This window comes from Candidatus Omnitrophota bacterium (assembly GCA_028717245.1).
In the GTDB taxonomy this organism is placed as follows: domain Bacteria; phylum Omnitrophota; class Gorgyraeia; order Gygaellales; family Profunditerraquicolaceae; genus JAGUYA01.
Map to the genome: position 1 here is coordinate 40,921 of JAQUOD010000010.1, position 6,938 is coordinate 47,858.

General features: G+C 44.8%; 5 protein-coding genes. All 5 read left to right on the plus strand.

Translation table 11 applies throughout. The annotated features are described in order from the left end of the window. The first annotated feature begins 39 nt into the window (after window positions 1-39). Entirely contained in the window at window positions 40-2,757 is a 2,718-nt protein-coding gene (locus PHV44_06555; GenBank protein ID MDD5592930.1) for a type II secretion system protein GspK, read from the plus strand. A gap of 470 nt (window positions 2,758-3,227) precedes the next feature. After that, complete coding sequence (locus PHV44_06560; GenBank protein ID MDD5592931.1) at window positions 3,228-3,410, plus strand: MerR family transcriptional regulator; 183 nt, start codon at window positions 3,228-3,230, stop codon at window positions 3,408-3,410. Window positions 3,411-3,412: 2 nt separating this feature from the next. Further along, window positions 3,413-4,834 (plus strand): PilN domain-containing protein, encoded by a 1,422-nt coding sequence (locus PHV44_06565; GenBank protein MDD5592932.1) that lies wholly within the window; start codon window positions 3,413-3,415, stop codon window positions 4,832-4,834. Next, a complete protein-coding gene (locus tag PHV44_06570; GenBank protein ID MDD5592933.1) occupies window positions 4,831-5,913 on the plus strand; it encodes a hypothetical protein in 1,083 nt (360 codons plus the stop codon). The genes PHV44_06565 and PHV44_06570 overlap by 4 nt, the downstream gene beginning before the upstream one ends. Continuing rightward, a partial coding sequence (locus PHV44_06575; GenBank protein MDD5592934.1) for a hypothetical protein occupies window positions 5,910-6,938 on the plus strand: 1,029 nt, incomplete at its 3' end. The genes PHV44_06570 and PHV44_06575, both read left to right, overlap by 4 nt.

The window sequence follows — 6,938 nt, forward strand, 5'->3', positions numbered from 1 at the left end:
TCTGATACCTGATACTTTGATACAACTTCGGTATTAATTATGAAAGAAAAGGGTCAGGCGCTGATTTTGGTAGTGACTATCCTGGGTATGTTTTTCATGCTCCTTACGGCTTTCTTCGTCCTTTCGCAGGCTGAGAGGACCGCCGCCTTACGCCACCTTGACAGTTTAAGGGCCCAATATATTGCCGAGGCAGGGGTTGCCTACGCCCATAAAGTTATAGCATTAGACGAAACCGCTAATATCATTGATTCCCTTGAAGATTTGAGTTTCGATAATTTTCAGGGTGAGGATGCGGATTTAGACGGCGATGGTAAGAATGAAAGTAAGGCCTTTAACGTAGCAAACAGGGAGGGTAATGCCTTCGGGCTTTTTAGCGTCAGGGTTTCTGACGAGGCTGCGCGCCTTAACCTTAATAGCGTTGCCGCAGAGAATTTAAGCCGGCTTTTTTCCGACTTAGGCATAAATTCTTCTAAAGCAAGCGCCCTTATATCCCGAAGGCCTTTTAATGCCAAAGAAGGGGCAGGTTCAATCCTGGGGGCAAAGGATTTTGCCGTAGCAAAAGATTATCTAACTATCTATTCCAAGGACCTGGAGATAGACTTGAGTGATAATAGGAGGGTGTATTTGAATAGTTCCCAGCCGCGCATTATTCTAGAGGCATTTTTAAACGCCGGTATAAAGGATGCTTATCAGAAGGCGGCAAACCTAAAAGATGCCTCTGATATTGATTTTGCCCAGACCCTTCTGGATAGATTCAGCCAGGCCTTCGTCCCTTCCGGGCTTTCGGAAGCCGGCAGTTGGCGTAAGAAGGATGGTTACTACGAAGCGAACGGTGATAGTGACAACCCGGGTAAATTTATCTGGTCTAACCTGCCTGTTGGAGATGGGAAGTATTTCTGTTTTTTTTATGGCACCCGGAGCGCGGATATGGTGGCGGCAGAGCCCCTGACGATGTCAGGAGAAGGATTAAATGAAATGGTCGAGGTAGAGGGAGGCAGCCTTGAGCTTTCCCTGAAGCCCATAAAAAACCAAATCTGTAAATTTTCCCATATTGAGTTAGTCAGTCCGGATTCTAAACAGGGGTTGAGTAGGAGGGTGGTTACGGGCACTGAAGCTTTAGTGATCAATGAGTTGATGATTCAGCCTGCGAAGGAAGTATTGGCCAGTAATCCGGGTTCTATCGGAATTGGGCAGATCCAGAAATGGGTTTTAAGCGGCATTGAGCCAGGGTATTATTATGTGGCCGTCCAGGCACAGGTAAAGGGCGGCTTGGTAGGCGATGTCTATATCTTAGGGGGAATAGGCGATAGCTTGCGCGATGGCGATTATTTTCCTGACACCGTAGAAGTAGGAGGTAACGGCACGATTACTATCGAAATCAGGAATAACTCGCTGGAAGGAGCCAGCTTCAAAGGAATAAGAATCCTGCAGGAACCGGACGGAGAATTTATTGAGGTGCTGAATCTTTCGCCCCGGGTAATTAGTTTGGATGATTTTTCAGTGGAGGCCTACACGCTAGGAGGCGAATTAGTCCCGGGTTGGCCGGCCCGTATACCTAAAAATACGGATATTGAGCCTTATCAACACTTAGTTTTAGCGGTGGATAATAATGATGTTGCGCCCACCCCTAAGAATTTGCGGTCAAACAAAATTTCTTTCCAGGGCATCTATAAAGTTAATGCCGTGGGGCTTCTTTTTGATGAAACCGCTAAAAACATAGATAAGGGATCAGACCTCCTGCCTGATGCGGGAGGCAGGGTTATTTTGAAAGACAGCCGCGGTGAAAGGATAGATGCAATAGAATACCAGAGTACGCAGCTTAAGGCATTTACAAGTTTAGAACGGCCTGACCCCAGCGCCAAGAGCGATACGGATGGCAACGGATTTTTTGACGGCTGGTATCTTAGTGAAAGCCAAACCTTATCCACGCCCGGCGCGGCTAATGAAAATTCCGGGATGTATACGCGCGATGAAAAAACCGGCAAGCTGATCAAAAATAATATTAGCCAGGTTAAAGTGCTCAATCAGCCTTTTTCCGGATTGGCCGAGGCAGAGGAATTGTCTTCCGGAGAAAACTGGAAAAAATTTTCCGTTGAGGATATTGCCCGTATGGCCGACCACTTTAGTTATGAAGCTATTCCCTTGGATATGTACAGCTATGAAAAACCGGGGGGCTCAGATACCGTTGGGACATGGGAATTTTCGGCAGTCCCCAAAGGCAGTTACTCATTAAGCGTATTGACCGATGATGCGGATTTAGAGGGTAAGGAAATCCGGGTAGCAGTAAAGACTGTTGCTACGGAAGAATTCAATGACCCTGAATCGCTCTTGTTTATTTCAGGAAGCGCTTTTTACGGCGAAATAGAAATTCCGGGGGATCCCGGGATTTTGCAAATACAAATTACAGCCGGTTCTGAAAAAATAAAATCCGGTTTAAAACAAATACGGCTTGAGCCTGTTTTCTCTGTGGCAGGCCGGGTGAATATCAATACGGCGAAGAAAGAGGTTTTACGCAGCATACTTACTTCCGAGGCTCTCACGGATGTTATTTTGAGCAACCGGCCACTGGGTATTAAAGATAGCCGTAAATTGGGAGTGGGGGATTTATTTCTTTTAAACCCCGGCTTTATCCCTTTCTGCAATTACTTCACGGTTAAATCTGATGTCTACGAAATATCCTCCCGCGGGGATTTTTCTCCGCAAGGTAAAACCCTTGCCTACCAGACTATCCGCACTGTTATAGAGCGGGGAGATTAAAACGATTAAATTCTAAATAAAACATAACTTATTGATAATAAAAGACTTTTGTTTCTACATAAGATTGCCTAAAACTGCTTTCTGCCATATCTCTGCACTTATACGTTCGCGGCCACAATCCTTCGGCATGCTCAGGACACTTCGCCGAAGGACACTGAGCAATGGCGAAGTGAACTGCGCTATTCATGGCGCGGATGCAATAAATTAATCATAAAATATAGTTAATAGCCCGTTTAGTCCTCTAAAATTAGCTTTTTGCTGAGGATCAGCGGTTATTAGATATGGGGGGCTCTGATTGTAGAAGATAGGCCTTTGGGCTAGCAGAGTAAGATAGATATAAAAAAAGCTTGACAAAAATAAAAAAAGTATCTATGATAGTGTCAACTTATCTCAAATATATACAAAGCATATCAGGGGGTTTTAAGATGATAAATCAAATGGGGATGCAAATGTCGGGAAAGGAGGATCAAATGCAAAGGATGTATCATGGCACGCAGGAGGTAGCGGCGATACTGGGGATCTCCAAGCAGACTCTCATGCGTTATGAGAAGAAAAAGATTTTTCCCAAGCCCAGGAGGAACCCGATCAATAAACGCAGGGAATATTCGTTGGATGATATCAATAAGTTTAAGAAAATCTTAGGGAGATTGTGACAATGGGCAAGAGAATTGTCGGCTTAGACATTGATGAAAATTCTATTGTAGCTACTGAGTTATTTTTTAAAGAGAAGGGTAAGGTCTCTTTAGGCGGCTACAAAGTCTTTGCTGATTTAAAAAGCTTAAGCCAGGATCCTTTCCTGAAAAAATCCGCTGTAGTGATGAGCCTGCCTACACAAGCCGTGCTTTTTCGGACCTTCCGCCTTGCTCCTTCTTTGGCAAAGGGCAAGGGCCAGGCCAGGGCAAAGGACCACACTGCATTTCTCCTGCATCAGAACCTTCCTTTCAAACTGGAGGAGTGTTTCTGGGATACATTTACGTTGAGTACTGAACTTAATCTTATAGCAGTGAAAAAAGAAGTGATGCACAGGTATGTCACGCAGGTTGAAGAATTAGGCCTGAAATGTTTAGGTGTGGCCCCTGCCTTCGTAGCGCTTTATAACGTCCTTATCTATAATTATCCCGAAAAAGAAAAAGAGAAATGGGCAATTTTAAATATTAGAAGCTCCGCCAGCGACTTGCTTATTTACGAAGATAAACGTTTATGGCTTTATCCTTTGTCTATGGGCAGCCTTTATCTTGAGGAAGACCCCCAGGCCCCATCCAGATTCTCCTTAGAGATCCAGCAGATATTCAATACGCATTATTTACAGAACCCTTCCGCTACGCAAAAGAGGGCTACCAGCCTTAATCTTTGCGGACGGATGAATAACTTTGGTGATATCATTTCTCCCCTCAGAGATGCCATGGGGGATTTTGAGATTAAGGCCCTGGAGCCCTTAAGAAAGATCGATTCTTCAGAAAAACCATCACCGGAAAATCAGCAGCCGATGGCTTTAAGCCTGGGCGTGGGGCTTACCTATCTTAAACCGGACCCCTGTTTCACGATAAACCTCATCAAAGAAAAAATAAAAGCAGAGGTCATCCTGAAGTGGCGCGCTACCGCCAGAAAGGCCGCTATATCATTAGGCGGTTTAGTTTTAGCCATACTATTATTACTGGATATAAGCCTCTTTAATAGTTTTCAGAAAAAAATGGCCGTTTATAAAAATATTAATTACTTAAGTTCTTCTGTTTCGCCGCAGGTGCGGGTCTTAAAAGACGAGAAAGAAAAACTACAGAAGATGCAGGATTATCTGGGGAAAAAATTAGGGCAGCAGGAGCTATTATTAAAGGCGCTGGCAGAGATCTCCCGCGGTAAGCCCAAAGACGTAGAGATCCAGGAAGTAGAGGCAAAGAATAAGGAAGGCAGGCTTTTGGTTGACCTTTCGGGCAGTGCCTCTGATTATGAAGATGTGAATATTTTTTTGGTTAACCTTAAGAAAAACGAAGATATAAAGGATGCCAAAATATTTTCTTCTACTTTTCCTTCTGGCGCGGCCAAGGCGATTACTTTTAAATTACATTTTGAAGCAGAATGATGATAAAAAATTTTAACGTAGCCAGGCAGTCCGTTTTTTTAGTCTTACTCGTAAGCGGGGCGCTTTTGGCAATTCCGGCAGCTGTCTTAAGCGGCAGGATTGCCTTGATTACTAAGGATACTTTTAAAAACCAGGCCATTCTGAATCAGGTGATGCCCGGCCTGAATAATCAGACCCTGGCGTTACTTAAAGAGGATAAAGACCAATTGTTAGAAACACAGCTTCTGCCTTTGGTTTATCTCTTTGACCCGCCGCAGAAAGAGATAAAAAAAGATTATGACCCGGCCATCTATTTTGTGGACCAGTTGGATAATATTAACCAGGCCTTGAAAAACAAGGCCATAGGCAAAAAGGTTAATTATAAAGATTTAGGCTTTAAAGAAAAATTACCGGAAGAAAAAGAGGCAAGGCATCTTTTAAAACAACTTTATGTCTTACAGGAAGTGGTGAATACGGGCATAGACTGCGGCATAAATTTCGTTTCTATCACTCCGCAACCTCCGGAGGACTTAAGCGGTTTATCCGGCGTAAAAGCGGCAAATGCCCGTTTAGAATTAGCCGCGCCGGCATCGGCTTTTTTGGAGTTTGTTATTCAGGCTAGCCAGATTGTGCCTTTGGTTTCTATTGATTCAATGCTTTTACAGTCGCAAGGTTCTGATTTTAAAATAGAGATGGTGATTAGCCAAACCCTGATTGAGGCGGACTGGAAAGACAAGGGTTTGCCTTTTAGCCCTTTGAATTTAGAGGATGTTTTTTTAGGGCAGGAAAGATTTATCAATATCTTAAGAGGGAATAATGCTTTTTCCGTGCCCAAGCCCCAGGAACCTGCGCCGGCGCAGGTCTCGGCGGCAGGCGCTGAGCAGCCCAAACAAGCGCCCCGGTTTTTATACCGCGGGAAAGCAACATTAAAGTCAGCAGAAGTAGCGGTGGTAGAAGATACCCTGAATAAAAAAACCGTCTTTTTAGCCCCGCAGGGAAAAATAGGCGATTTTATGCTCAAAGAATTAAAAGCGCAGGAAATTATTTTAAAAAATACAACTAATGGCCAGGAGATAACTATTAAACGAGAGGCGAAATGAAAGATAAAAATCGCGTGAGCCTGGTTTTGTTTTTTATATTGCTGCTCTTATTTTCTTTTTCTCGTCTTGAAGGAGAAGATAAGGGTCCCGGTAATATAAATACTCAGGTTCAAGAAAGCGCAGGCTGCGAGGCCCAAGAGGTCCGGGCGCAAAAAGAAGAGCGGGTGAGGTTAGCGCAAGAGGCTAAGGCTATGAAACAACAACAGGATTTAGCCCTCAAGCAGGCTAAGCTTAAAGCCCGCCAGGAAGAGCAGGATAGGTTAAAAGCCGAACAAGAGAGGCAGCGCCAGGTAAAAGAAGCAGAGCTTAGAGCAGAAAAAGCCCGCCTCGCCCAGGAGAAAGAAATCAAGGCCAAACAGGCTGCCGAGGAGAGGGCCAGGAAAGAATATCAGGCAAGGATAGAAAAAGAAGCTAAAGCCAAACAATTAGAGCAGGAAAAGAGAAAACGCGAAGAAGAACTGGTCGCGAAAAAGAGAATCCAGCAAGAACAGGCTAGAGCTAAAGAACAAGAGAGGCTAAGAAAACTCGCCGTAGAAAAAGCGCAGAAAGAGCGGGCAGAGAGGATTCAGGCAGAAGAAAGAGCCAGGTTAAAAGCCGAACAAGAGAGGCAGCGCCAGGTAAAAGAAGCAGAGCTTAGAGCAGAAAAAGCCCGCCTCGCCCAGGAGAAAGAAGCTAAAGCCAGGCAGCTGGCGCAGGATAAGGCGCAGAAAGAAGAGCAGAGAAAATTAGAGGCAGCGGCAGCTGCCCAGCAAAAAGCCCGCCTCGCCCAGGAAAAAGAAATCAAGGCCAGACAGGCTGCCGAAGAGCGGGCCAGGAAAGAATATCAGGCAAGGATAGAAAAAGAAGCTAAAGCCAAACAATTAGAGCAGGAAAAGAGAAAACGCGAAGAAGAACTGGTCGCGAAAAAGAGAATCCAGCAAGAACAGGCTAGAGCTAAAGAACAAGAGAGGCTAAGAAAACTCGCCGTAGAAAAAGCGCAGAAAGAGCGGGCAGAGAGGATTCAGGCAGAAGAAAGAGCCAGGTTA